The sequence below is a fragment of the Herbaspirillum sp. NPDC101396 genome (assembly GCF_044767365.1).
Lineage (GTDB): Bacteria > Pseudomonadota > Gammaproteobacteria > Burkholderiales > Burkholderiaceae_D > Herbaspirillum.
Genome location: NZ_JBIWNT010000001.1, coordinates 557,576 through 581,355 on the forward strand (window position 1 = coordinate 557,576; position 23,780 = coordinate 581,355).

Annotated in this window: 18 protein-coding genes; 9 read left to right on the forward strand and 9 right to left on the reverse strand. The window is 62.7% G+C overall.

From position 1 onward, the window contains the following. Positions 1-2 precede the first annotated feature (2 nt). From ACIROY_RS02605 to ACIROY_RS02625, 5 genes are all read left to right on the forward strand, one after another. Entirely contained in the window at positions 3-1,421 is a 1,419-nt protein-coding gene (locus ACIROY_RS02605; protein WP_402271502.1) for a sensor histidine kinase, read from the forward strand. Further along, positions 1,418-3,337 (forward strand): response regulator, encoded by a 1,920-nt coding sequence (locus ACIROY_RS02610; protein ID WP_402339380.1) that lies wholly within the window; start codon positions 1,418-1,420, stop codon positions 3,335-3,337. The genes ACIROY_RS02605 and ACIROY_RS02610 overlap by 4 nt, the downstream gene beginning before the upstream one ends. Positions 3,338-3,447: 110 nt before the next feature. Next, positions 3,448-4,362, forward strand: a complete 915-nt coding sequence (locus ACIROY_RS02615; RefSeq protein ID WP_402271496.1) for a Ku protein — start codon at positions 3,448-3,450, stop codon at positions 4,360-4,362. Beyond that, complete coding sequence (gene ligD, locus ACIROY_RS02620; RefSeq protein ID WP_402339383.1) at positions 4,359-6,935, forward strand: DNA ligase D; 2,577 nt, start codon at positions 4,359-4,361, stop codon at positions 6,933-6,935. Before ACIROY_RS02615 ends, ligD begins: the two co-directional genes overlap by 4 nt. Continuing rightward, positions 6,932-7,174, forward strand: coding sequence for a hypothetical protein (locus ACIROY_RS02625; RefSeq protein ID WP_402271492.1), 243 nt, complete (start codon positions 6,932-6,934; stop codon positions 7,172-7,174). The genes ligD and ACIROY_RS02625 overlap by 4 nt, the downstream gene beginning before the upstream one ends. 1 nt (position 7,175) lies before the next feature. On the opposite strand, the gene ACIROY_RS02630 is transcribed toward ACIROY_RS02625, so the two are convergent. Then, the gene (locus ACIROY_RS02630) at positions 7,176-11,048 is read right to left on the reverse strand and encodes an ATP-binding protein (RefSeq protein WP_402339386.1); all 3,873 of its coding nucleotides are present in this window, start codon (positions 11,046-11,048) and stop codon (positions 7,176-7,178) included. Positions 11,049-11,283: 235 nt separating this feature from the next. After that, the gene (locus ACIROY_RS02635) at positions 11,284-13,449 is read right to left on the reverse strand and encodes a putative bifunctional diguanylate cyclase/phosphodiesterase (protein WP_402271486.1); all 2,166 of its coding nucleotides are present in this window, start codon (positions 13,447-13,449) and stop codon (positions 11,284-11,286) included. 213 nt (positions 13,450-13,662) lie between these two features. Between ACIROY_RS02635 and ACIROY_RS02640 the strand changes: the two genes are divergently transcribed. After that, complete coding sequence (locus ACIROY_RS02640; protein ID WP_402339388.1) at positions 13,663-14,628, forward strand: threo-3-hydroxy-L-aspartate ammonia-lyase; 966 nt, start codon at positions 13,663-13,665, stop codon at positions 14,626-14,628. Positions 14,629-14,702: 74 nt separating this feature from the next. Next, on the forward strand, positions 14,703-15,635 hold the full coding sequence (gene pip / locus ACIROY_RS02645; protein WP_402272447.1) for a prolyl aminopeptidase: 933 nt from the start codon (positions 14,703-14,705) through the stop codon (positions 15,633-15,635). 10 nt (positions 15,636-15,645) lie between these two features. Here the strand turns inward: pip and clpP are convergent, their stop codons facing one another. Continuing rightward, positions 15,646-16,263, reverse strand: coding sequence for an ATP-dependent Clp endopeptidase proteolytic subunit ClpP (gene clpP / locus ACIROY_RS02650; RefSeq protein WP_402271482.1), 618 nt, complete (start codon positions 16,261-16,263; stop codon positions 15,646-15,648). A 160-nt stretch (positions 16,264-16,423) separates the two neighbouring features. Between clpP and ACIROY_RS02655 the strand changes: the two genes are divergently transcribed. Further along, positions 16,424-17,311 (forward strand): sigma-70 family RNA polymerase sigma factor, encoded by an 888-nt coding sequence (locus ACIROY_RS02655; protein ID WP_402271480.1) that lies wholly within the window; start codon positions 16,424-16,426, stop codon positions 17,309-17,311. A gap of 13 nt (positions 17,312-17,324) precedes the next feature. On the opposite strand, the gene ACIROY_RS02660 is transcribed toward ACIROY_RS02655, so the two are convergent. The 3 genes from ACIROY_RS02660 to ACIROY_RS02670 all read right to left on the reverse strand — a co-directional run bounded on the left by ACIROY_RS02660 (position 17,325) and on the right by ACIROY_RS02670 (position 19,540). Beyond that, positions 17,325-18,116, reverse strand: coding sequence for an alpha/beta hydrolase (locus ACIROY_RS02660; protein ID WP_402339391.1), 792 nt, complete (start codon positions 18,114-18,116; stop codon positions 17,325-17,327). Positions 18,117-18,260: 144 nt separating this feature from the next. After that, positions 18,261-19,028 carry an anti-sigma factor family protein gene (locus tag ACIROY_RS02665; protein ID WP_402339394.1) on the reverse strand — a complete coding sequence of 256 codons (768 nt, stop codon included), beginning with the start codon at positions 19,026-19,028 and terminating at the stop codon, positions 18,261-18,263. After that, entirely contained in the window at positions 19,025-19,540 is a 516-nt protein-coding gene (locus tag ACIROY_RS02670) for a sigma-70 family RNA polymerase sigma factor (RefSeq protein ID WP_402339396.1), read from the reverse strand. Before ACIROY_RS02670 ends, ACIROY_RS02665 begins: the two co-directional genes overlap by 4 nt. A gap of 210 nt (positions 19,541-19,750) precedes the next feature. Here ACIROY_RS02670 and ACIROY_RS02675 point away from each other — a divergent pair, with 210 nt between their 5' ends. Further along, on the forward strand, positions 19,751-20,398 hold the full coding sequence (locus ACIROY_RS02675) for a DNA-3-methyladenine glycosylase I (RefSeq protein WP_402339399.1): 648 nt from the start codon (positions 19,751-19,753) through the stop codon (positions 20,396-20,398). A gap of 65 nt (positions 20,399-20,463) precedes the next feature. Here ACIROY_RS02675 and ACIROY_RS02680 read toward each other — a convergent pair whose 3' ends face one another. The 3 genes from ACIROY_RS02680 to ACIROY_RS02690 all read right to left on the reverse strand — a co-directional run bounded on the left by ACIROY_RS02680 (position 20,464) and on the right by ACIROY_RS02690 (position 23,770). Continuing rightward, entirely contained in the window at positions 20,464-21,189 is a 726-nt protein-coding gene (locus ACIROY_RS02680) for a DUF4088 family protein (protein WP_402339402.1), read from the reverse strand. 245 nt (positions 21,190-21,434) lie between these two features. Continuing rightward, complete coding sequence (gene gabD / locus ACIROY_RS02685; protein WP_402339406.1) at positions 21,435-22,898, reverse strand: NADP-dependent succinate-semialdehyde dehydrogenase; 1,464 nt, start codon at positions 22,896-22,898, stop codon at positions 21,435-21,437. Positions 22,899-22,909: 11 nt separating this feature from the next. After that, positions 22,910-23,770 carry an ABC transporter permease gene (locus tag ACIROY_RS02690; protein WP_402339409.1) on the reverse strand — a complete coding sequence of 287 codons (861 nt, stop codon included), beginning with the start codon at positions 23,768-23,770 and terminating at the stop codon, positions 22,910-22,912. Between the last annotated feature and the right edge of the window lie 10 nt (positions 23,771-23,780).

The following is a 23,780-nucleotide window of genomic DNA, read 5'->3' on the forward strand; positions in this document are numbered from 1 at the left end:
TCATGATCCATCCACTTTTCAGCCTCGGCATCGGCAGCGAGCAGGACATCGTCACCGTCCGCCAGCGCGCGCGCGAAGTATCGGCCATGCTGGAATTCAGCGGACAAGACCAGGTACGCGTGGCGACCGCCGTGTCCGAGCTGGCGCGTACGATTTTTGGATATGCGTCAGGCGGGCAGGTCGAATTTGAAATCGGCAGGGCCGGTTCGCTGCCGGCACTCTACATTCGCATCAAGAGCAGCGGCGGCGGGATTCGCGCGGCCACTGCCGATAGCGCGGCCGCCAGAAACATGCCGTGGCGCCAGGACGAAGCGCTGGACGCCGCACTGGTCAGCGCGCAGCGCCTGATGGACGGGTGCGATATCCGCGAAGAAAGCGGTCGCATGCTGGAAATCGCCTTGCACAAGTACATGCCGTCAAGCGTGGTGCTGACGCCGGAAAAAATCGTGGAAATCGTCCGTCTGGAAGCCCGCCGGCCGGTCACCAACACCTATCAGGAAGTGCAGTTGCAGAATCGCGAGTTGCTCGACACGCTGGCCGAGTTGCGCGTCAAGCAGGACGATCTGCTGTCGCTGACGCAAGAACTGGAAGACACCAACCGCGGCGTGCTGGCCCTGTACGCAGAGATTGAAGAAAAGGCCGAGCGCCTGCGCGAAGCCGACGCCATGAAATCCCGCTTCCTGTCCAACACCAGCCATGAGCTGCGCACGCCGCTCAGTTCCATCCGTGCGCTGTCGCAGATATTGCTTGATCGTATCGACGGCGAACTGACCGGTGAACAGGAAAAGCAGATCCAGTTCATCAACCAGGCGGCCACCAATCTGTCGGATCTGGTCAACGACCTGCTCGATCTGGCCAAGATCGAATCCGGCAAGACCGAGATCAACAGCAGCAGCTTCACCATCGGCAACCTGTTCAGCACCTTGCGCGGCATGCTCCGGCCCCTGTCGGAAAACGCCACTGTGGAACTGTTCTTCGAAGAGCCGGGATCGCTGGAAATGGTCACCGATGAAGGAAAACTGTCGCAGATCCTGCGTAATTTCATTTCGAACGCGCTCAAATTCACCGAGGAAGGTTCGGTGCGCGTCTCCGCAAGTGCGGACGCCGGACTGCAAACCATCCGTTTCAGCGTGGCTGACACCGGCATCGGTATTTCACCCGAGAACCTGCAATTCGTCTTCGAGGAATTCAGCCAGATCGAAAGCCCGCTGCAACGCCGCGTTAAGGGCACCGGCCTCGGCCTGCCGCTGTGCCGCAAGCTGGCCGCATCGCTGGGCGGGCACGTCGAACTGGCCAGCGAACCGGGCAAGGGCTCGGTATTTTCCGCCGTACTGCCGCTGGTATATCGTCCCGCACCGAACGACGGCGCCCGTCGCGCCGAGCCTCTCATCACAGCATCATCCGTAAAAGGCTCACCATGACCTCGCCCACGAACCTGCCGTTTCCGGCACTGATCCTCAACGTCGACGACGACGACGGTGCGCGTTACGCCAAGACGCGCATCCTGCAAGTCGCCGGCTTCAACGTCATCGAAGCCGCCAACGGTGCCGACGCGCTGGCGCTGGTGCAAAGCCGGACGCCCGACCTGGTGTTGCTGGATGTGAAGTTGCCCGATATTAACGGCCTCGAAGTCTGCCGTCGCATCAAGGCCGCGCCGGCTTCGGCCACGGTACTGGTGCTGCAGACCTCGGCCGCGCTGACCGGTCGCGCCGACAAGGTGCGCGGCCTGGAAGGCGGCGCCGACAACTACCTGGCCGCGCCCATCGGCGCCGACGAACTGGTCGCCAACGTCAACGCCTTGCTGCGGTTGCGCCACACCCAGGCGGCGCTCGTGGAGTCGCAGGAACGCTTCCGCGAGCTGGCCGAAAATATCACCGACGTGTTCTGGATATTTTCGCTGGGCGACCACGCCTTGCAGTACGTCAGTCCGGCCTATGAACTGCTGTGGGGGCGCACGCTCGATACGCTTGCGGACGATGCCGGTTCGTGGCTGTCGGCGGTGCATCCGGACGACGTCATTCGCATCCGCAACAGTTTCGACGCCATGTTCAGCGAGCAGCGTTTCGACGAACAGTACCGCATCACGCTGCCGTCCGGCCAGTTGCGCTGGGTGCACGACCGCGGTTTCCCGGTGCGCGACGCCGCCGGCGAGTTCTATCGCATGGCGCGCATCACCAGCGACATCACCGCCACCAAGGAAGCCGAACGGGCGCTGCGCGAAGCCGACTTGCACAAGGACGAATTCATCGCCACGCTGGCGCATGAGCTGCGCAATCCGCTGGGCCCCATCCGCAACGCCATCGCCATCATGCGCCAGGTCGCGCCGCCGGAGATCAAGCCGTTGTCGGCAGCCTATGGCGTGGTGTCGCGACAGGTCGACCACATGGCGCACCTGATCAACGATTTGCTGGACGTGGCCCGCATTTCCCACGGCAAGATCGCGCTCAGGATGGCGCAAATCAGCGTTGATAACATTCTCGATGCAGCGCTGGAGACATCGGCGCCCTTCATTGAAGAACGCGGCCACGTACTGGAAGTGAGCAGGAATCACGGCAACGCCATCCTGCACGGCGATGCCATCCGGCTTGCGCAAGCCGTAGGCAACCTGCTCAACAACGCCGCCAAGTACACGCCTTACGGCGGCTCGATCAAGGTCTCTACCGCCGCGGGTCCTGGCAGCATGGTCAGCATTACCATCACCGACAATGGCATCGGTATCCCGGCCGAGCGCACCACCAGCATCTTCCAGATGTTTGCGCAAGGCGACACGGCGCCCGATCGTGCACAGGACGGGCTCGGTATCGGCCTGCCGCTGGTCAGGCAGATCGCCGAACTGCACAAGGGCGCGGTGCGCGTGGAAAGCCGTGGAACAGGGCAGGGCAGCACCTTCACCCTGGTGTTGCCGGCGGAACATCCGGTGCGCGAGGACAGCCCGGCCGAGAACGCACTTGACGGCGCCAGCGCCGACGCCTCGGTGCGCAAGGTGCTGATCGTTGACGACAATATCGACGCTGCGGAAATGATGGCCATGCTGCTGTCCTCCTATGGACACGAGGTGCAGACGGCCGGCGATGCCGAGTCAACGCTGCGCATCGCCAACGAATTCGTGCCGGATGTGATCCTGCTCGATATCGGCTTGCCGGGCACGGACGGCTATACGATCGCGCGCATCTTGCGGCGCGATCCGCGTTTCCATACCACCACGCTGATTGCCTTGACCGGCTATGGGTCGGCGCGTGATCGCGAGCGCTCGATGGAAGCCGGATTCGACCATCACGTAGTCAAGCCGGCTCAGGTTGACCAACTGCTGTCGATGATCGGGACGCCGGAAGAGTAACGTCGGCGCCTTTCGCGTCAGCGCCCGTCTGACAAGGCATTCAGCCGATTGCTGACTGAATCGGCGGCGACTTTGCGCGATACTTTTTTCCATTACAGGGGAAGGCTATCATGCGACGAGCACTGTGGAAGGGCGCGATCAGCTTCGGGCTGATCAACATACCGGTCGAGCTGTTCACGGCCGAGAAGCATGACGAGCTTGATTTCACCATGCTCGACAAGCGCGATCTGTCGCCGGTCGGCTACAAGCGCATCAGCAAGAAAACCGGCAAGGAAGTGGTCTGGGACAATATCGTCAAAGGCTACGAATATGAAGACGGCAAGTACGTGTTGCTGTCCGACGAAGACTTGCGTCGCGCCAACGTCGAAGCCACTCAGACCATCGACATCGAATCCTTCGTCGATGCGATCCAGATTCCGATCACCTACTACGAACAGCCGTATTACCTGGCGCCCCTGAAAAGCGGCGCCAAAGCCTATGCCTTGCTGCGCGAGACGCTGCGCAAGAGCGGCAAGGTGGCGCTGGCGCGCATCGTCATCCGCACGCGCCAGCACATCGCCGCGCTGACGCCGTTCGACGACATCATCAATCTGATCACTCTGCGCTATCCGGCGGAGCTGCGTGCGCCGGACGACTTGCCGGTGCCTGATGCCAATCCGAAGAAAGCCGGTTTGAGCGCCAGGGAAGTGGAGATGGCGCAATCGTTGGTGGAAAGCATGTCGGGCGACTGGGACCCGGAATCGCTGCGCGACACCTACCGCGACGACATCCTGGCGATGGTGCAAAAGAAGATCAAGAGCCGCCAGACCCACGAGATTGCCGAGCCGGAAGACGATGAAGACAGCAAGCCGCGCAGCAGCGCCAAGGTCATCGACCTGATGGCCTTGCTCAAGCAGAGCATCGACGGCAAGGGCGACGGCAAGAAAAAGCCGGCTGCCCCGGCCGCAAAACGCGCCAAAGCAACAGCCAAGCCTGCCGCCAAGGCCCGCACCCGCACCGCGCCGTCGGCGCGCGCCCGCGCATGAGCCTGGCACGTTACCGCGCCAAGCGTGATTTCAAGATCACGCCCGAGCCGCCGCCTGCCCCGGTTGTGCGCCGGGCCGGCAAGACGCTCAGCTACTTCATCCAGCGCCATCACGCGCGCGCCTTGCACTACGACTTTCGCCTCGAGGTCGGCGGCGTGCTCAAGAGCTGGGCGGTGCCCAAAGGGCCGAGCCTGGATCCGCACGACAAGCGTCTCGCGGTGCACGTGGAAGACCATCCCTACGACTACGGCAGTTTTGAAGGCCGCATCCCGGCGCACCAGTACGGCGCCGGCGAGGTGGTGCTGTGGGATCGCGGCGAATGGCTGCCGCTGGGCGATCCGGTGGCCGGTCTCAAGAAGGGGCACCTGGAATTCGAATTGCGCGGGGCCAAGCTGAACGGGCGCTGGAACTTGGTGCGCATGGGCAAGCCGACGGACAAGGATGGCAAGGCCAAGGAGAACTGGCTGCTGATCAAGGAAAAGGACGACGCCGCACGCGAAGGGAAGCAAGCCGATATCACCAGCTTGCGGCCGGAAAGCGTGGCGAATGCATCGGCGGACACAGCTGAAAAGAGCATTGAGAAGCCTGCCGGATCTACGCCGAAAAAACGCAAAGGCCGTCGCGCCGCGATACCCGACAAGGTCGGCGTACAACTGGCGACCTTGGCCGAGCACGCCCCCGCAGGCGACGAATGGCTCAGCGAAATGAAGTTCGATGGCTATCGCGGTCTGTGCCGGATCGAAGGCGGCAAGGCGCGCATCTTCACGCGCGAACATCTGGACTGGAGCAAGCGCTGGCCGCAACTTACGCAGGCGCTGGCGGCGCTCGAGGTCGATGAAGCCTGGATCGACGGCGAAGTGGTGGCCCTGCTCGATGACGGCAGCATCAGTTTCGAAGCGCTGCAGGATCAGGCCGGCTATGACGGCGTCACGCTGGCGATGTACGTTTTCGACCTGCTGTGGCTGAACGGCGAAGACCTGCGCGACATGCCGCTGCTGGAACGCAAGCGCCTGCTGCGCGAAGTGGTGCCGGGCGTGGATGACAGCGGCCTGATCCGTTTCAGTGAACACATCGTCGGCGATGCCGCTGACGTCTATCGCCACGCCTGCCAGCACGGCATGGAAGGCACCGTAGTCAAACGCGTCGACGCCGCTTATGCAGGACGGCGCGACCGCAGCTGGCTCAAGCTCAAATGCGCCATGCGTCAGGAATTCGTGATCGCCGGCTACACCGATCCGGGCGGCAGCCGGGTCGGCTTCGGCGCGTTGCTGGTGGGCGTGCATGACGCCGCCACCGGGGAGTTGCATTACGCAGGCCGCGTCGGCACCGGTTTCGACGACCGCAAGCTGACACAGTTGCTCAAGCGCTTCAAGACCTTGGAGCGAGATCAACCTGCCTTCGTCGATCCGCCAAGAGGTCGCTTGGCGCATGGCGTGCACTGGCTGGCGCCCAGGATGGTGGCGGAAGTGAAGTTTGCACAATGGACCAAGTCGGGCATCTTGCGCCACGGTGCGTTCGTGGCTTTGCGCGAAGACAAGAAGGCGGAAGAGATCGTGCGTGAAAAGGCGCCCCCGACGTCAAAAACGAAAACAAAAGCGGACGAAAAACAATCGTCTCAAACCGCCTCGAAAACCAAGGCAGCGCGGAAACCGGCTTCCGGCTCCGCCACCGACACCTTCGACGGCACGCGCCTGACGCATCCCGACAAGGTGCTGTTTTCCGATCCCGACCTGACCAAGCGCGACCTCGCGCACTATTACGCAAGCGTCGCCGATTGGTTGCTGCCGCATGTGCAGCGCCGCCCGATGACCATGGTGCGCTGCCCCGACGGCAGCGTCGGCAAGTGCTTCTTCCAGCGCCATATCGGCCAGGGTGTTCCTGCCGCGGTGGAAAAGATCGAGGTGCCGGAAGGCGAGGGCAGCGCCGACTACATGATGGTCAACGACCTCGCCGGGCTGGTCGCCACCGTGCAGATGGGAGTGCTGGAGCTGCATACCTGGGGCGCGCGGGAGGGCAAACTGATGCAGCCCGATCGCGTGACTTTCGATCTCGATCCGGCGCCCGACGTCCCTTGGAGCAAGGTGGTCGACGGCGCCAGGCTGGTGCACGGCCTGCTTGAGGAGATCGGCCTGCGCAGTTTCGTCAAAACCTCCGGCGGCAAAGGCTTGCACGTGGTGGTGCCGATCGTGCCGGAACATGACTGGGACATCGTCAAGGAATGGTCGCGCAGCGTCGCCGAGCATATGGCGCAAGTGCTGCCGGACTATTTCACCGCAAAGATGGCGAAGGCGGCGCGCCATGGCAAGATCTTCATCGACTACCTGCGCAACGCGGCGGGGGCGACCACGGTTGCCGCGTACTCCCCGCGTGCCCGGCCCGGCGCGCCGGTATCGGTGCCGTTGACCTGGGACGAACTGGGCGGCAAGTCACGCGCGGAGAGTTTTACCGTGGCCACCGTGCCGAAGCGGTTGGCTTCGCTCAAGCGCGATCCCTGGCACGACTACGCCGGCACGAAGCAACGTCTCACCAAAAAAATCCTGTCGCTGTTCAAAACCCAAAAGGAGTCATCATGACCGTACCCATCGATCTGCCCGGCGGCGAGTATTTGCCGGAGCTCAGCAGCCCTTCCTTGCAAGCCGGCATTGCGCGTCTCGGCCCGTCGCGCTACCGCGGCATCGTGCTGGTGGACGGCGGCTATCAACCCAGCTATAGCTGCTTGGAAGTGCGCGCCACAGAGATGGCGGCGATCTGCGATGCGCAGGAATTCATTGCCATGCAGGCCGCCGAGACTTGCAAGCAGCGCCGCGCCTGACTCAGGCCGGATCCGCTCCGGCAGGGGTGCCGACCGCCACGCTGCCGGGCAGGTCGGCAGCCGGCGTCGCGGCCGATTCGGCCAGTGTGCTGCGGATCAATTCTTCCACCACATCGATGTCCACCGGCTTGACCAGGTGATGATCGAAGCCGGCCTGCAACGAACGCAGTTTGTCGCTGGCCTGGCCGTAACCCGTCAGCGCGATCAGGCTGATGCCCTGCAGATGCGGCATGGCGCGCAAATGGCCGGCGACTTCGTAACCGTCCATGATCGGCAAACCGATATCCAGCAAGGCGATGCGCGGGGTGAAATGCTTGACGATGTCGAGCGCGGACGGCCCGTCGTAGGCGATGCGGATCTCGTGTCCCTGCATCGTCAGCAACTCGCCGAGGATCTGGGCGGCGTCAAGGTTGTCGTCGACGATCAGGATGGCGCAGCCTTCGTCGACCGGTTGCAGCGCCTGCATGTTCTCGCTGGTCAACGGCAGCAGGATCGGCGTCGCATCGCTGAGCACGGCCGGCAGTCTGATCGTGAAGACGCTGCCTGCACCAGGGCCGGCGCTGAACACGTGCACCGAGCCGCCATGCAGTTCCGTCAGGCTGCGCACGATCGCCAGGCCGAGGCCGAGGCCGCCGCCGGCGCGGTCGATGGCCTGGGTTTCCTGGGCGAACATTTCGAATACGTGCGGCAGCATGTCGGCACGGATACCGATACCGTTGTCGCGCACTTCCACCACGATCTGGTTGTTGTCGAGCATGGCGTCGACACGAATGTGGCCGCGGTTTTCAGTGTACTTGCAGGCATTGGTCAGCAAGTTGGCGAGGACCTGGGTCAGGCGCTCCGGATCGGCATGCACCTGCAGGCCTTGCGCCGACACGTTCAGGGTAAGGCGATGCTGGCGCTCTTCGAGCAGCGGGCTGGCGGTTTCGATGGCCTTCGAAATGATGTCTGCGATCTCGAGTTTCTTTTTCTGCAGGTTGATCTTGCCTTGCGCCACGCGGGACACGTCCAGCAAGTCGTCTACCAGCCGCACCAGGTGGCGCGCCTGGCGTTCGATCACGCTGCATTCCTTTTCCATGCCGCCGCCACCGCGCAGGCGCATCAGATGCACCGCCGTCAGGATCGGCGTGAGGGGATTGCGCAGCTCATGGCCGAGCATGGCGAGGAATTCGTCCTTGGTGCGGTTGGCGACTTCGGCGGTCTGGCGTGCGCGCGTCAGTTCGGTGACTTCGAAGGCGACTACCGCAATGCCTTCGATGCTGCCGTCGGTCTTGAGCATCGGCTGGTAGACGAAATCAAAGAAACGTTCTTCCGCCGCGCCCGGGCTGCGCCGCAGCATCACCCCCTGCGAACGGCCGATGTAGGGCTCGGCGGTACGGTAGACGTTGTCGAGCAGGTCGAGCACGACCTGGCCTTCCAGTTCCGGCAGCGATTCACGTACGGTGCGGCCGATGATGGGGCGATTGCCGACCAGCTCCTGGTAAGGCGCGTTGGCCAGTTCGAAGACATGATTGGGGCCGCGCGTGATGGCGATGGCCACCGGCGCCTGCGCGAAAATCGTCGCCATGCGGTCGGCATGGCGCTTTTCCATGGCGCGGATCTGCGAACGCAGCAGCATGGATTCGATGCGGGCGATCAGCTCGCGGCTGGAAAACGGCTTGACCAGGTAATCGTCGGCGCCGGCGGCCAGTCCCTCAAGCCGCGCCTCTTCGCCGGAGCGTGCGGACAGCAGGAAAAACGGGATGTCCTTGCTCGCATCATCGCTGCGCAGCGCAGTGAGCAGGCCGAAACCGTCGAGCTGCGGCATCATGACATCGGACAGGATCAGGTCGGGCGGATTGGCGCGTACGGACTCCAGCGCCTCGACGCCGTTGCCGACCGCTTCAATGCGCCAGTGCGATTGCAGCAGATTGCACAGGTAGTCGCGCATGTCGGCGTTGTCGTCGGCCACCAGGATGCGGGCGCCCGCGGACAGGGCCTGGTTGGCGCGCGTTGGCTCGGCGGTGATGACTTCATCTGGTTCGGAGGTATTGATCGTCTTCACGCCGCCCCAGCGGTTTGCTTCGGCGGTGTAGGCGTCGGCCAGCGCACTTCTGCTGGAGTTGACCGTTTCGATCGAGTCGACCACACGGTCGGCCGGCAGGTGTTCGCGTCCGGCCGGAATCGTCAGCGTGAACGACGAACCCTGCTGCAGGTTGCTGTCGACCTCGATCAGGCCTCCCTGCAGCGTGACGAGGTCGCGCACCAGCGCCAGCCCGATGCCCGAGCCTTCATGGGTGCGCGACTGAGAACCTTCGATGCGATGGAAACGCTTGAACACCAGCGGCAGTTGCTCGCTGGCGATGCCGACGCCGGTATCGATGACGGTCAGGCTGATGTGGTCGCCATGGCCCCTCAGACGGATGCCGATCTTGCCGGCGAAGGTGAACTTGTAGGCGTTGGAGAGCAGGTTGAGAACGATCTTTTCCCACATGCCGGGGTCGACGTAAGTCGTTTCAGCCAACGGCGGGCAGTCCACCTCGAACGTCAGTCCCGCGCCTTCGATGGTCGAGCGGAAGGTGCTTGCCAGGTCGGCGGTGAACGCCGCCAGGTCGATCTGTACATAGGAGGCCTGCGTACGACCAGCCTGGATGCGCGAAAAATCGAGCAGGGAATTGACCAGGCGCTGCAGGCGCAAGGCGTTGCGCCGGAGCATTACGGCACGCTCCTGCTGCGCCGCCGGCAGGCTGTGTTCCTTGTCGGCCAGCATGTCGTCCAGGGGACCGAGTATCAGCGTGAGCGGCGTGCGGAATTCGTGGCTGACATTGCTGAAAAAAGTAGTCTTGGCCTGGTCCAGTTCGGCCAGCAAGTCGGCGCGCTGCTTTTCGGCTTCGACCGTACGGGCGTTCTGGATGGCCATGCCGACCTGGCCCGCCAGCAAGTCGAAGAAGGTCGCGTAATCCTCATCCAGCGGGCGGGTCGGGTTGACGCCGCAGATCAGCACCCCGAGCGGATGCTCCTGTCCGGGCGTTTGCAGCGGTATCATGACGGCCTGGCGCAGCCGCTGGTCGGCCAGTCCGAGCGGCAGCGTATCGACGCCGCTGACGTCCACCACGATTTTTTCGCCGCTGCTCAGTACCTGATTGAACGGCCAGAACGCGCTGTCGTCGCTGTCGCAAATGTCAGCGCTGTCGGGCGCCACCAGGTTCAGCGGCAAGACGTTCACGCTTTGCTCGCGCAACACCTGGCGGCGACCGCAATCGGTCAGGTACAGCAGCGCGAACGGAATGTCGTCCGGATTATGGGCGAGGATGGCAGCGGCCGTGGCGCAGGCACCGGCGGCGGTTTTTTCGATCAGGGCGCGTTGGGCCAGGTCGGACAAGGTGCGCAGGCGACGCGCATTGAGATGCTTGGACGTCATCTCGGCATTGGTGCAAAACAAGCCGGCGACTTTGCCCGATTCGTCGCGGATCGGGCTGTACGAGAAGGAAAAGTAATTTTCTTCGGGGCCGTAGTCGCGGCGCATGAACAGCCGGATATCGTCCACCAGCGGCGCTTCGGTATGCTTGAACACGCGTTCGGCCAGCGGTCCGCAGATATCCCAGATTTCCGCCCATACCTCGGTGACCGGGCGGCCCAGCGCCCACGGATGCTTGGATTCGCTGAGGATGGCAATGTAGGCGTCGTTGTAAAAGAAGATGGCGTCTTCACCCCAGCCCAGCCACATCGGCTGGCGCGAGTTGATCATCAGGCTGATGGACGTTTTCAGGCTCTGTGGCCAGTTGTCGATCGGGCCCAGCGGCGTGGCGGACCAGTCGTGTTCCAGTATCAGTTGTCCCAGGGTCCCTGTGCCCCGGAGAAAACTGTACTGCGTCAATGTTGCGTCAAGCTTCATGTGCAGCCTCTGTATTCACCTTGGTGGAGCATTTTTTTTGGATTTTGAATAGTGAATCTTCTGACCTGAGGAATCAGTCTCCGGTCGAACGGCTGGTGCGGAAGGTTCGGACAACAGAGGGATTTCTTCGCCTGCTATGTTACGAAGATTTTGAAGAAAAGGGGGAGATCGCCGCGAGCGCAGCGAACTTTCTTACCGGGGATTCAGTGTTTGTCCTACATGAAACGTTGTCATTTCAGACAGTCTTTGCGGCGCGCTCCCATTCACCCAACCAGGCGCCCAGCGCATCAGCCGGCATCGGTCGTGCGATGCCGTAGCCTTGCGCCAGTTCGCAACCGATCTTGAGTAGCTTGGCGGCGTGCTGCTCGGTTTCCACGCCTTCGGCAATGACCTTGCGCCCGAACGCCTTGGCCAGGCCGATCACGCCGCGCACGATGGCCAGGTCTTCGCGGTCGCTCAGCATGTCGCGCACGAAGCTCTGGTCGATCTTCAGCATGCAGGCCGGCAAGCGCTTGAGGTAAGTCAGCGACGAATAGCCGGTGCCGAAGTCGTCGATGGAGAAGTGCACGCCAAGCTGGCGGCACGACTGCATTACGCGCGAGACCGCTTCGATGTCTTTCATGGCGCTGGTTTCGAGGATCTCGAGTTCAAGGTCCCCGGGCGCGACATGCGGATGCCGCGCCAGCAACTCGCGCAACACCGCCGGGAAGCGGGCGTCCTGCAACTGGTTCGGCGCCAGGTTGATGCTGACCGGCATGCGGATGCCGGCCTGACGCCATTGTTCCATCTGCGCCAGCGCGCGGCCGGCCACCCAGATACCGATATCGTCGTTGAGATGATGTCCTTCGATCAGCGGCAGGAACAGCGCCGGCGCCAGCAGGCCGCGCTCCGGATGCTGCCAGCGCAGCAGCGCTTCGACGCCGACCACCGCGCGGGTCTTCATGTTCACCTTGGGCTGGTAATGCAGCACCAGTTCATTGTTCTCTATGGCCTGGGTCAGGCGGCGCACGTAGATATGGCGGCTCTTGTCTTCGGCCTCGCGGAAGGCGTCGAACAGATGGTAGCGATTCTTGCCGGCCTGTTTGGCTTGGTACATGGCGAGATCGGCGTGGCGCATCAGCTGATCTTCGCTGACCTCGTCGTGCGGATAGGTTGTCACGCCGATGCTGGCGGTGACTTCCAGCCGCTTGTCGGCGATATGGACCGGGATGGCGCAGGCCCTGAGAATACGGTCCAGCACGCGTTTGAGCTTTGTATTGCTGTCGATGTCGACCAGCACCGCGACGAACTCGTCGCCGCCGATGCGTGCCAACGTGTCGGTGTCGCGCAGGGTGTCGCCAATGCGTTTTGAAATCGCCATCAGCAATGCATCGCCGACGTCATGACCGTGCTGGTCGTTGATCTGCTTGAAGCCGTCGAGGTCAAGGTATAGCACCGCAAGCGGTTTGCCGCTGCGCTTGCTCAGGGCGATCGCCTGGCGCAAGCGGTCCGACAGCAGCAATCGGTTGGGCAGGTCGGTGAGCGCATCGAAATGCGCCAGGTGTTCGAGCTGTTCCTGATGGCGGCGCAGCATGCTGATGTCGCGCGCGATCTTGGATGCGCCGACAATGTTGCCCTCGCGGTCGCGGATCGGCGAGATGGTCGCCGACACGTGGATGCGATTGCCGTTCTTGTGAATGCGTACGGTTTCAAAGTGTTCGACCTTTTCACCGGCGAGGATTTTGCCGAGGATGAAGCTTTCTTCCTCGATGCGATCCTGGGGAAACAGGCGCAACATGGGCTGGCCCAGCATTTCCTTTTCGGTATAGCCGAAGATGGCTTCAGCGGCACGATTCCAGCTGCTGATGCGGCCCTGCAGGTTTTTCGAGATGATGGCGTCGTCGGAACTGTCGACCAGGGCGCGGAACTGCTCCGCGGCAACTTCGAGATTGACCTGTTTGCTGATGTCACGGGCGATGGTGGAGGCGCCGATGACATCGCCATCCTTGCCGCGCACGGGAGAAATCGACACCGACACATGTACCTGCGAGCCGTCCTTGTGGATGCGCACGGTGTCGAACGGCGCCACATGCTCGCCGTTGAGGAGGCGTTCAAGGATGTAATACTCCTCGTCCAGCCGCTCGATCGGGAACAGGCGTAGCAGCGGCCGGCCCAGCATTTCCTTTTCGGTATAGCCGAACAGGCGCTCGGCGCCTTCGTTCCAGCTGGTGACGATGCCGTTCAAGGTCTTGCCGATGATGGCGTCGCCGGACGATTGCACGATGGCCTGGAAGCGGTCGTCTGCGAGATTGCCGCCGATCGAAACGACCACCGGTTTGAGCCGCAATTTTGGCGGGCGCCGGTGTTGCATGCCGCCGTTGGTCCGGGCTGCAGAGACGCTGTCACACTGATGAGTTTTCATGGAAGCGGTCCTTTGCAAGGCAGTCGGCGTACGGAAGGGGACGGTGTAGAGGACATGGTACGTGCGCATGTCCGGCACCAGTATCGGGATTTTCCTGAACAGGGCGCGCATGCCTGCAAATGCGCCTCCCGGTTGCATCGGCAAAAATGTTTTACTATCTGAAAAGCAACAAAATCGCGCCTACCCGCACATGCAGCCACTTACGGAGACAACATGCCAGAGCTTCCCGATTACAACGACGTGGTCGCCGCCGCCGGACGCATCGCCGGCCATGCCAACAAGACGCCGGTGCTGACGTCGCGCACGGTCGACGCCGAGATCGGCGCTCAGGTGTTCTTCAAGTGTGAAAACTTCCAGCGCATGGGCGCGTTCAAGTTTCGCGGCGCCATGAATGCCTTGGCGCGCTTCACGCCGGAGCAGCGCAACGACGGTGTCGTGACGTTTTCATCCGGCAACCATGCGCAGGCCATCGCCCTGGCCGCTCGCGAACTCGGCATGCCGGCCACCATCGTCATGCCGGAAGACGCGCCCGAAGCCAAGGTCGCCGCCACGCGCGGTTACGGCGGCAAGGTGGTGCGCTTTAATCGCTATACCGAAAACCGCGAAGAGATTTGCGCCGCACTGGCCGAGAAACACGGCCTGACCATGATTCCGCCCTACGACCATCCCGACGTGATTGCCGGGCAGGGCACCGCCGCCAAGGAACTGATCGAAGAAGCCGGGCCGCTGGACGCGCTGTTCGTCTGCCTCGGCGGCGGCGGACTGCTGTCGGGCTCCTTGCTGGCGGCCAAGGCCTTGTCGCCGGATTGCCTGACCTACGGCGTCGAGCCGGAAGCCGGCGACGATGCGCTGCAATCGCTGCGCGCGGGCAAGATCATCCACATCGACACGCCCAAGACCATCGCCGACGGCGCTCAGACCCAGCACGTCGGTCATTACACTTTCGAGATCATCCGCCGCGACGTGGCCGACATCCTGACCGTCAGCGACGACGAGCTGGTGGCGTGCATGCGCTTCTATGCGGAACGCATGAAGATGATCGTCGAGCCGACCGGCTGCCTCAGCTTCGCCGCCGTGCGCAAGATGAAGGACCAGCTCAGGGGCAAGCGCGTCGGCGTGATCGTCAGCGGCGGCAATGTCGACCTGGCCAAGCTGTCGGGCTACTTTGCCGCAGCCTGACGCTTTTCACTATCTTTAGCAGACATCAAGGAACAGGAATAATGAGCAACACCAACGACACCGCATTGCGCACGCTGTATCCACCCATCGCGCCGTATGAGAGCGGCATGCTCGACGTCGGCGACGGCCACAGCGTGTATTGGGAAACCTGCGGCAACCCCAAGGGCAAGCCGGTGGTGTTCCTGCACGGTGGCCCGGGCGGCGGCTGCGGCCCTTCGCACCGGCAACTGTTCAATCCGGAGAAATACCGCATCGTGCTGTTCGATCAGCGCGGTTGCGGCCGCTCGCAGCCGCATGCCAATCTCGACGCCAACACCACCTGGGACCTGGTGGCCGACATCGAGCGCTTGCGTGTGCTGCTGGGTATCGACAAATGGCAGGTGTTCGGCGGCTCATGGGGCAGCACGCTGGCGCTGGCTTATGCCGAGACGCATCCGGAACGCGTCAGCGAACTGGTGCTGCGCGGCATCTTCCTGTTGCGTCAATCCGAGCTGGACTGGTACTACCAGGAAGGCGCGTCATGGCTGGCGCCGGATCGCTGGGACGAGTTCCTGGCGCCGATTCCGGAAGCCGAACGCGGCGACCTCATGAGCGCCTATCGCAAGCGGCTGGTCGGTGACGACGAAGCTGCCAAGCTGGAAGCGGCGCGCACCTGGAGCCGCTGGGAAGCCAGCACCGTGACGCTGGTGCCCAATGAAGGCATGATCGCCGGCTTCAGCGACGCGCACTTTGCATTGGCGTTCGCGCGCATCGAGAACCACTATTTCGTCCATCACGGTTTCATGGAAGAAGGCCGGTTGCTGGCCAACGCCGGCCGCCTGAAGGGTATTCCGGGCGTGATCGTGCAGGGTCGCTACGACATCGTGACGCCGGCCAAGTCGGCATGGGATCTCCACAAGGCCTGGCCGGAGTCGACCCTGCACCTGGTCGGCAGCGCCGGCCATGCCTACAACGAGCCGGGCATCCTTGACCAGTTGATCCGCGCCACCGACGGTTTTGCCGACTGACGAAAATTCTTCATTCCGGACGCGTCTTGTGCGAAACGACTTCGTCGATCAGGCCGTACTCACGAGCACGTTCGGAGGACATGAAGTTGTCGCGCTCAAGGTCGCCGGAGACACGCTCCAACGGCTGTCCAGTGTGATGGGCCAGGATGCTGTTGAGGCGCTCGCGCAGGTAGAGGATTTCGCGCGCCTGGATTTCAACGTCGCTTGCGGTTCCCTGCGAGCCGCCGGACGGCTGGTGCACCATGATGCGGGCGTTGGGCAAGGCCAGCCGCTTGCCGGGCGCGCCGGCCGCCAGCAGGATGGCGCCCATGCTGGCGGCGAAGCCGGTGCACAGCGTCGACACCTGCGGCCGGATGAACTGCATGGTGTCGTAGATCGCAAGCCCGGCATAGACAACGCCGCCGGGCGAATTGATGTAGAGGGAGATGTCCTTGTCTGGATCCTCCGATTCAAGGAACAGCAACTGCGCCACGATCAGGTTGGCCGATTGATCGGTGACCGGACCGACCAGGAAGATGATGCGCTCGCGCAGCAACCTCGAGTAAATGTCGTAGGCGCGTTCGGAGCGTCCCGATTGCTCGACGACCGTGGGGACCAGGTCCAGAGCGCGAGGGGAAAATGCAGGCATGGCGTGTCCTTTTTCGATGAAGAAGTTGATGTAAGGACATGACGGCTGCCGGCGGCCTCCCGTGACGGAATGAAAATATTTTTCGCAAGCTGTCACGTTTCGGCCGGCCCGGACGTCAACAAGGAGCAGTCGCTCGGCGCTGCATACATGGAGAGATCACATGACAAGAACCCCGATCAGCGCCACCGCCACGTTCGAAGCCGCACGGCGACGGCTGCTGTCGATCGCCTATCGCATGCTGGGCAGCGTGGCCGAGGCCGAAGACGTCGTCCAGGAAACCTGGATCCGCTGGCATGAAGCGCAGGAGTTGGCGTTGAAAACACCGGTAGCCTGGCTGACCACGGTCGCCACGCGGCTGGCGATCGACCGCCTGCGGCATCTGCAGTACGAGCGCGCGACCACCGCCGTGCCCTGGCTGCCGGAGCCATGGATGGACGAGCACGCGCCGTCGGCCGAAGATGCCGTGTCGATGTTGTCTGACTTGTCATACGGCGTGCTGCTGATGCTGGAGCGCCTGAGCCCGGACGAGCGCGCGGCCTTGCTGCTGCATGAAGTGTTTGATTGCCAGTACGAGGAAATCGCGCGCACGCTGGACAAGACGCCGGTGCATTGCCGTCAGCTGGTGCGACGGGCGAAGGAACGCGTCCAGTCGGATCGCGTACGCCGGGTCACGGATGAGCAGGCATGTCGCGAGACGGCGCGAGAATTCGTGGCGGCGATCTGCCGTCAGGACAAGCAGGCCATGCTGCAATTGCTGGCGCCGGATGCTGTGGTGATGGGCAATGGCGGCATTGGCGCCCAGGCTGCGAGCAGCTTTGTCGACGGCGTCCTGTCGATGCAGGCGAGCGGCATGCAGGTCGCTTGCGCCGGCATCAACGGCGGCTGGGGTGCGACATTCTTGCAGCACGGAAAAATTGCGCTCGTCCTCAGCTTCGAGATGGACGGACCGGCGATCCGTACGGTGTACGCGATCGCCGGTTCGGGCCGGCATGGACAGAGCTGTCCACCGGCGGCCATGCAATTACTTCAAGAGGCTGTTTTGGCCTGAGGCCGTGTGCGGATCAACGCTTTTGGCCGGCCGCTTCCAGAATGAGGCTGGAGATTTCATCCGGGTGCGACAGCATCGACACGTGGCTCGACGCGATTTCGATGGTCTTGGCCTTCATGCGTTGCGCCAGGAAACGTTCCATTTGCGGCGAGGTGGTGCGATCGTTGGTCGACACGGCGTACCAGGTCGGCTTGCTGCGCCATGCCGCCTGGGTGGTGCGTGAAGCGAACAGCGTTTCCGAGATGCGGCCTTGCACGGCATACATCGCCTTGGCCTTTACCGGATCGATGTCGCCGGCGAAATCACGTACGAAGGCTTCTTCGTTCAACTGGGCATAGCCGCCCGACTTGACCAGTCCGGCGCCGGCCGGCGCAGGCGGGAAGGTCCCGGCCAATGCCGCGTAATCTTCGCCTGCGTCCGGCGCACGCGCTGCCACATACACCAGACCAACCACCTTCGGATCGACGCCGGCTTCACTGATCACGGTGCCGGCCCAGGAATGGCCGACCAGGATGGTCGGGCCGTCCTGCAGCGCCAGGATGCGGCGTGTGGCGTCGACGTCGTCGGCCAGCGACGATAGCGGGTTCTGTACCGAGGTGACGTGCAGGCCGGCTTTTTGCAGGCGCACGATGACTTCCGACCAGCTGGAGCCGTCGGCGTAGGCGCCGTGCACGAGGACCACATTTTTTACCGGAGCGGCGACAGGTTTGATGACTTCCTGTGCGCTGGCGGCGTGAGCAAGCAGCACGGCAAGCGAAGCAGCGCCGGCCAGGGTGGAGCGGATGAAGTTGCGTTTGTTGAGCATGGTGTTCCTCAGTGGTGGATGAATAAGTAAATGAACAAAGGCGAGCGGCGAATTCATGCGACGTGCCGCTGCCTGGTCGAAAAGCAGCACGCACGTCTCCATCCGCTCCGGTCAGCGGTTGTGTTTTACAACGGGGAAGTCAGATCAGGACTGTGGTCGGTTCGGTTCTACCGCGCGTTGCACCGGCAGCGCCGACGGTGAATCGGCCGGGCTGACCACGGCGTAGAAGTAACGCCCCTGGCGCCAGTACTGCGTCAGCAGGTTGCCGTCCTGGCGATTGCCGGCGCCGAAGTTGAACAGTTCGCCGGGCGGGCGCACGTAATACACGATGGCCTGGCCCTGGTCGTTCACGTACGTCACCATCGCCGCGGCACCCTTGTCGCTGGCCATCAGGCGTCCGCCCACAGGACGGAAACCATAGGCGCTGAAGTCCGGCATCGGCGCCGCCTGGACGAAGTGATGGTTGAGCCAGGATTGCAGCTGCGCCGGCTGGTCAGTCTTCATGTCGACCTTTTGCGCCATGTCGCCGATGGCGAACAGGCGATAAGCCTGGGTGGCATCGGCCATCGGCAGGTACGTTTTGCGCATCGACATGTCGCGCAACTGCCAGCCGCCCAGCGTGCCCAGGCTCAAGGTCAGCACCAGCGACGCGGCGATTGCCATGCGTCGCTGTGAGCGCGCACGCAACTCGCGACGGATGCGAAACGGATCGAGGCGGGCCGGTGTTTCCGTGGCGGGGATGTTGTCGAGCGCAGCGCGCAGACGCTGGCTTTCCTGGCGCAGCAGTTCGACTTCACGCGCCGCTTCGGGATGGGACTCCAGATACAGCGCGATCTGGCGGCGCAGCGTCTCGTCGACCTGACCGTCGGCATAGGCCTGCAGATCGTATTCGGAAGGAGAGAAGGCGTTCATTTCAAAATCCGTAGTGGAGGAGTGACAGGCTTGCCATCATTGAATCCACGCAGCGCCTTGCGGGCGCGCGACAGGCGCGACATTACGGTGCCGAGCGGGATGTCGAGGGCGTCGGCGGCTTCCTGGTAGCTGAGTCCTTCGACCGATACCAGCAACAGCAGCGCGCGCTGCTCGGCCGTCAGCTTGCCGAAATCCTGCAGCGCGGCGCGCGACATGGCGACGTCTTCGGCTGAGGGCGCCAACTCTTCTTCGCGGCCGGCGAACAGCGACAGCAAGCCGGCATAGCGTTTGGCGCGGCGCTCGCCGTCGAGGAAGCGGCGGTACATGATCTGGAACAGCCACGCCCGCAAGTCGCCGTCTTTGCGACGCCGGTCGCTGTGCGAGAGCGCACGTTCCAGGCAGGACTGCACCAGGTCGTCGGCGCTGTTTTCATGGCGCGTCAGCGACAGCGCAAAGCGCCGCAGCCGGGGCAGCAGTTCGCGCAAGTCGTTGTCGTTGAAATCGGTGCTCATGTGCAAATGTTGTCAGTGGCGGTCAAGCGCGTCATATCGTTCGTGCACAGTAAGACGAACGGGCTCCGGGCTTATTCCCTTGCCGTGCAATTATTTTTTGAGCAGCGACAGACGAGCAATGGATTAGCAATAAATTAGCAAGAAGCGCCGTGCGCGCCGGCTTGCTTTGTCGCATCATAGCGGCTTGCCAGCGGCGTTCCTATTATTGACATGACAACAAACACCAGCAGCGACGTGCCCGGACTGATCACGACGGAAGATGGAACAACATATTGCGCCTGGCATGCAGCCATGCCCGAGTACCACGGCGGCGAATGGGGCAGGCCGGTGGCTGACGATGTGCGACTGTTCGAGAAAATCTGCCTGGAAGGATTCCAGTCGGGCCTGGCGTGGATCACCATCCTGCGCAAGCGCGAGAATTTCCGTGCGGCGTTCGACGGTTTCGATTTCCACCGGGTGGCGCGTTATACCGAGGCAGACATTGAACGCCTGCTCGGCGACGCCGGCATCATCCGCAACCGCGCCAAGATCGTCTCGGCCATCAACAATGCCCGCCGCGCCATCGAACTGATCGACGAAGCCGGTTCGCTGGCCGCCTGGTTCTGGCAATTCGAACCCGCCGCCAAAGATCGGCCCAAGACGCTCACGCTCGATTACTGGCAGGCCAATCCCACCTCGGAAGCTTCGGTGGCACTATCGAAGGCGCTCAAGAAACGCGGCTGGACTTTCGTCGGCCCGACCACCATCTACGCCTTCATGCAGGCGATGGGGCTGGTCAACGATCACCTGACCGGCTGTGCCTGCCGCACCATCGTCGAAGCGGAACGCAAGGCGTTCCAACGGCCGAAAGCCCTTTAAATGCAAAGAAAAAGGCCCGTGGAGCATGCAGCGCCAAGGGCCCGGAGAACAACATTCCCGAAGGATCAGGCGAATACGCTGCGATACCAGGCGAGGGCGCGGCCGAGGAAGCCATCGGCATCCTCTTCAAACAGATAGGGTTTCTTGGCGCGCAGGCGGTCGAGGATTTCCTTCTCATCTTTTTCCTTGACCGTGCCGTAGGCGATGCCGAGCGTCAGCAGCGTACGCAGTGAGCCCAGTTTTTCCTTGGCGACTGAGCCGCGTGCATGTTCGACGGCGATCTTGGCGTCGTGCAGTTGCTGCGCCCATGAACGCGCCAGGCGCCATGCCGGTGTCTTCAATGCTTCTTCGGCCTTGGCGATGCTGATGGCCGCCGACTTGATTTGCGCGGCGAGGACGTCGATCTGCGATTCGTCGCCCTTGGCTTGCTTGACGATGGATGTCGCCCAGGCCTTCGACGCCGCGGTCAGTTCGTCAACGGTCCAGTCGTGCTGTACGGCGATATGGAAACCGAAGTTGGAAGCCTGTGAAATCAGGATCGCGACCACGTCGGGAAAGTCTTTGTCGAGCGCGCGCTTGGCCCACGCATATTGACCTGAGAGCATCAGGTGCTGCACGGCGGCTTCGGTCAGGAAGGTGGTGTTGTCCGAGAGTTTCGCCAGCATGAAGCTTTCGAAGGTGGGCGAGACAAATCCGGGGTCGCACTTCAGCGAGAGGCGATTGAAGTTTTTGTAATCGCGGTCCAGCAATTCATAAACCTCATCCTTGAGGTTGAGATTGAGTTTTTTCATGTTGTTCCCTGGTGCCCTGGCGTGTTGTCGGATCGACATGCATGTCGTTGTCGAACACCGAAATTCTAATCGCAAATCAGCCGCTGCATGGAATTCGCAGCGACAGGGCGTAGATGCATGAGGGGTTAACGGCAGGAATCGGGAAAACTTTTCCCTGGGCAATAACACGGCAGACAAGACATCGGCGACCGGTCGCCGAAGCGCAGCGCGAGGCGTTCAGGCGGCCGGCTTCAGCGATCAGGCAATCAGATCCCGCCCATGCACAGATACTTGATGACCAGGTAATCGTCGATGCCGTAGTGCGATCCTTCGCGACCCAGTCCGGATTGCTTGACGCCGCCGAACGGGGCGACTTCATTGGAGATCAGGCCGGTATTGATGCCGACCATGCCGCTTTCGAGGCCTTCAGCGACGCGCCAGATGCGGCCGATGTCGCGCGAATAGAAGTAGGCGGCCAGTCCGAACTCGGTGTCGTTGGCCATGGCAATGGCGTCTTCATCGGTGATGAAGCGGAACAGCGGCGCCATCGGGCCGAAGGTTTCTTCCCTGGCGATGATCATCTGCGAGGTCACGTCGGCAATCACGGTCGGCTCGAAAAAGCTGTGACCGAGTGCGTGGCGCTTGCCGCCGATGAGTACGCGACCGCCTTTGTCGCGGGCGTCGGCGATGTGCTGCTCCACCTTCTTGACGGCTTTGTCGTCAATCAGCGGGCCTTGCGTGACGCCGTTCTCGATGCCGTTGCCGACCTTCAGCTTGCCGACGGCGGCCACCAGTTTTTCGGCGAAGGCGTCGTACACGCCATCCTGCACATAGATGCGGTTGGCGCACACGCAGGTCTGGCCGGCGTTGCGGAACTTGGACGCGATCGCGCCTTCGACCGCGGCATCGAGGTCGGCGTCGTCAAACACGATGAAGGGCGCATTGCCGCCCAGTTCCAGCGACAGTTTCTTGACGCTGGACGCGCATTGTTCCATCAACAGCTTGCCGATCGCGGTGGAACCGGTGAAGCTCAGCTTGCGCACCAGCGGATTGCTGGTCATCTCGCCGCCGATCAGCTTGGCGGAGCCGGTGACCACGCTGAACACGCCGGACGGCACGCCTGCGCGCTCCGCCAGCACCGCCAGCGCCAGCGCCGAGAACGGCGTCGCTTCGGCCGGCTTCAATACCATCGGACAGCCGGCCGCCAGCGCCGGACCGGCCTTGCGCGTGATCATCGCCGCCGGGAAATTCCACGGCGTGATTGCCGCACAGACGCCGATCGGCTCCTTGGTGACGATGATGCGGCTGCTCGGCGACGGCGATGGAATGGTGTCGCCATAGGTGCGCTTGGCTTCTTCACCGAACCATTCGATGAAGGACGCGGCATAGGCGATCTCGCCCTTGGATTCGGCCAGCGGCTTGCCTTGCTCGGTGGTCATGATCAGCGCCAGGTCGTCGGCGTTGGCCAGCATGAGGTCGTTCCATTTGCGCAGGATGACGCTGCGTTCCCGGGCGGTTTTCTTGCGCCAGCCGGCCCAGGCGGTTTGTGCCGCCTCAATGGCGCGGCGCGTTTCGGCGGCGCCCATGTCGGGAATGGTGCCGATCTTGTCGCCGGTGGCGGGATTGTGCACGTCGTGCGTGCCGCCGTTGTCGGCATTGCACCAGGCGCCGTTGATGTAGGCTTGCTGGCGCAACAGGGTCGGATCTTTGAGGTGTTCGGATAACAGCATGGAGTTTTTCCTTAAAATTTGGCCGCCGCCTTATTGCGACCACGTAACCACTCCAGCACCAGCAACAGGCAGGTGGAGAAAATGATCAATATGGTCGCCAGCGCAGCGATGGTGGGGCTGATGTTGTCCTTGATGCCGGCGAACATCTGGCGCGGCAAGGTGGCCTGGTTGGGGCCGGCAACGAACAGCGTCAGCACGACTTCGTCGAAAGAGGTGGTGAAAGCGAACAGTGCGCCCGAGATCAGGCCCGGCGCAATCACCGGCAAGGTAATGCGGAAGAAGGTGCGCAACGGGCTGGCGCCCAGGCTCAGGCTGGCCCGCACCAGGTTGTGATTGAACCCCTGCAGTGTCGCCAGCACGGTCGTGACCACAAACGGCGCACCCAGCGCCGCATGCGCCAGGATCAGCCCGGTGTAGCCGTCCGACAAGCCGATTTGCGCGAAGAACAGATAGACTCCGACGCCGACCACCACCACCGGCACGATCATCGGCGAAATCAGGATCGCCATCAGGATGCCTTTGCCGCGGAAGTCGGCCTTATTCAGGCCCACGGCAGCGAGCGTGCCCAGCACGGTGGCGATCACGGTCGCGGCGGGCGCAACAATGAAGCTGTTACGGGCGGCGCGCATCCAGTCGTCCGACGCGAACAGGTTCTGGTACCAGCGCAGCGAGAAGCCCTTGATCGGATACATCAGGAAGCTGCTGTCGCTGAACGACAGCGGGATCATCACCAGTATCGGCAGGATCAGGAAGACCAGGATCAACACGTTCAGACTGCGCGAGACGAAGAACCACGCGCGCTCAGGCAGCGACATGTAAGGTGGGAAGGCCGGCAAAAGCGAGGAGACCCGCAGTGATGACATGTTGATCATGGCGTTATCC

Bases quoted from the DNA above. Each gene is read 5' to 3' on its own strand.
- ACIROY_RS02660 (WP_402339391.1), bottom strand. From the start codon at position 18,116: ATGCTCAACAAACGCAACTTCATCCGCTCCACCCTGGCCGGCGCTGCT.
- ACIROY_RS02630 (WP_402339386.1), bottom strand. From the start codon at position 11,048: ATGAAGCTTGACGCAACATTGACGCAGTACAGTTTTCTCCGGGGCACA.
- clpP (WP_402271482.1), bottom strand. From the start codon at position 16,263: ATGCCTGCATTTTCCCCTCGCGCTCTGGACCTGGTCCCCACGGTCGTC.
- ACIROY_RS02610 (WP_402339380.1), top strand. From the start codon at position 1,418: ATGACCTCGCCCACGAACCTGCCGTTTCCGGCACTGATCCTCAACGTC.
- gabD (WP_402339406.1), bottom strand. From the start codon at position 22,898: ATGCTGTTATCCGAACACCTCAAAGATCCGACCCTGTTGCGCCAGCAA.
- ligD (WP_402339383.1), top strand. From the start codon at position 4,359: ATGAGCCTGGCACGTTACCGCGCCAAGCGTGATTTCAAGATCACGCCC.
- ACIROY_RS02675 (WP_402339399.1), top strand. From the start codon at position 19,751: ATGACAACAAACACCAGCAGCGACGTGCCCGGACTGATCACGACGGAA.
- ACIROY_RS02665 (WP_402339394.1), bottom strand. From the start codon at position 19,028: ATGAACGCCTTCTCTCCTTCCGAATACGATCTGCAGGCCTATGCCGAC.
- ACIROY_RS02640 (WP_402339388.1), top strand. From the start codon at position 13,663: ATGCCAGAGCTTCCCGATTACAACGACGTGGTCGCCGCCGCCGGACGC.
- ACIROY_RS02605 (WP_402271502.1), top strand. From the start codon at position 3: ATGATCCATCCACTTTTCAGCCTCGGCATCGGCAGCGAGCAGGACATC.
- ACIROY_RS02680 (WP_402339402.1), bottom strand. From the start codon at position 21,189: ATGAAAAAACTCAATCTCAACCTCAAGGATGAGGTTTATGAATTGCTG.
- ACIROY_RS02655 (WP_402271480.1), top strand. From the start codon at position 16,424: ATGACAAGAACCCCGATCAGCGCCACCGCCACGTTCGAAGCCGCACGG.
- ACIROY_RS02690 (WP_402339409.1), bottom strand. From the start codon at position 23,770: ATGATCAACATGTCATCACTGCGGGTCTCCTCGCTTTTGCCGGCCTTC.
- ACIROY_RS02670 (WP_402339396.1), bottom strand. From the start codon at position 19,540: ATGAGCACCGATTTCAACGACAACGACTTGCGCGAACTGCTGCCCCGG.
- ACIROY_RS02625 (WP_402271492.1), top strand. From the start codon at position 6,932: ATGACCGTACCCATCGATCTGCCCGGCGGCGAGTATTTGCCGGAGCTC.
- ACIROY_RS02615 (WP_402271496.1), top strand. From the start codon at position 3,448: ATGCGACGAGCACTGTGGAAGGGCGCGATCAGCTTCGGGCTGATCAAC.
- ACIROY_RS02635 (WP_402271486.1), bottom strand. From the start codon at position 13,449: ATGAAAACTCATCAGTGTGACAGCGTCTCTGCAGCCCGGACCAACGGC.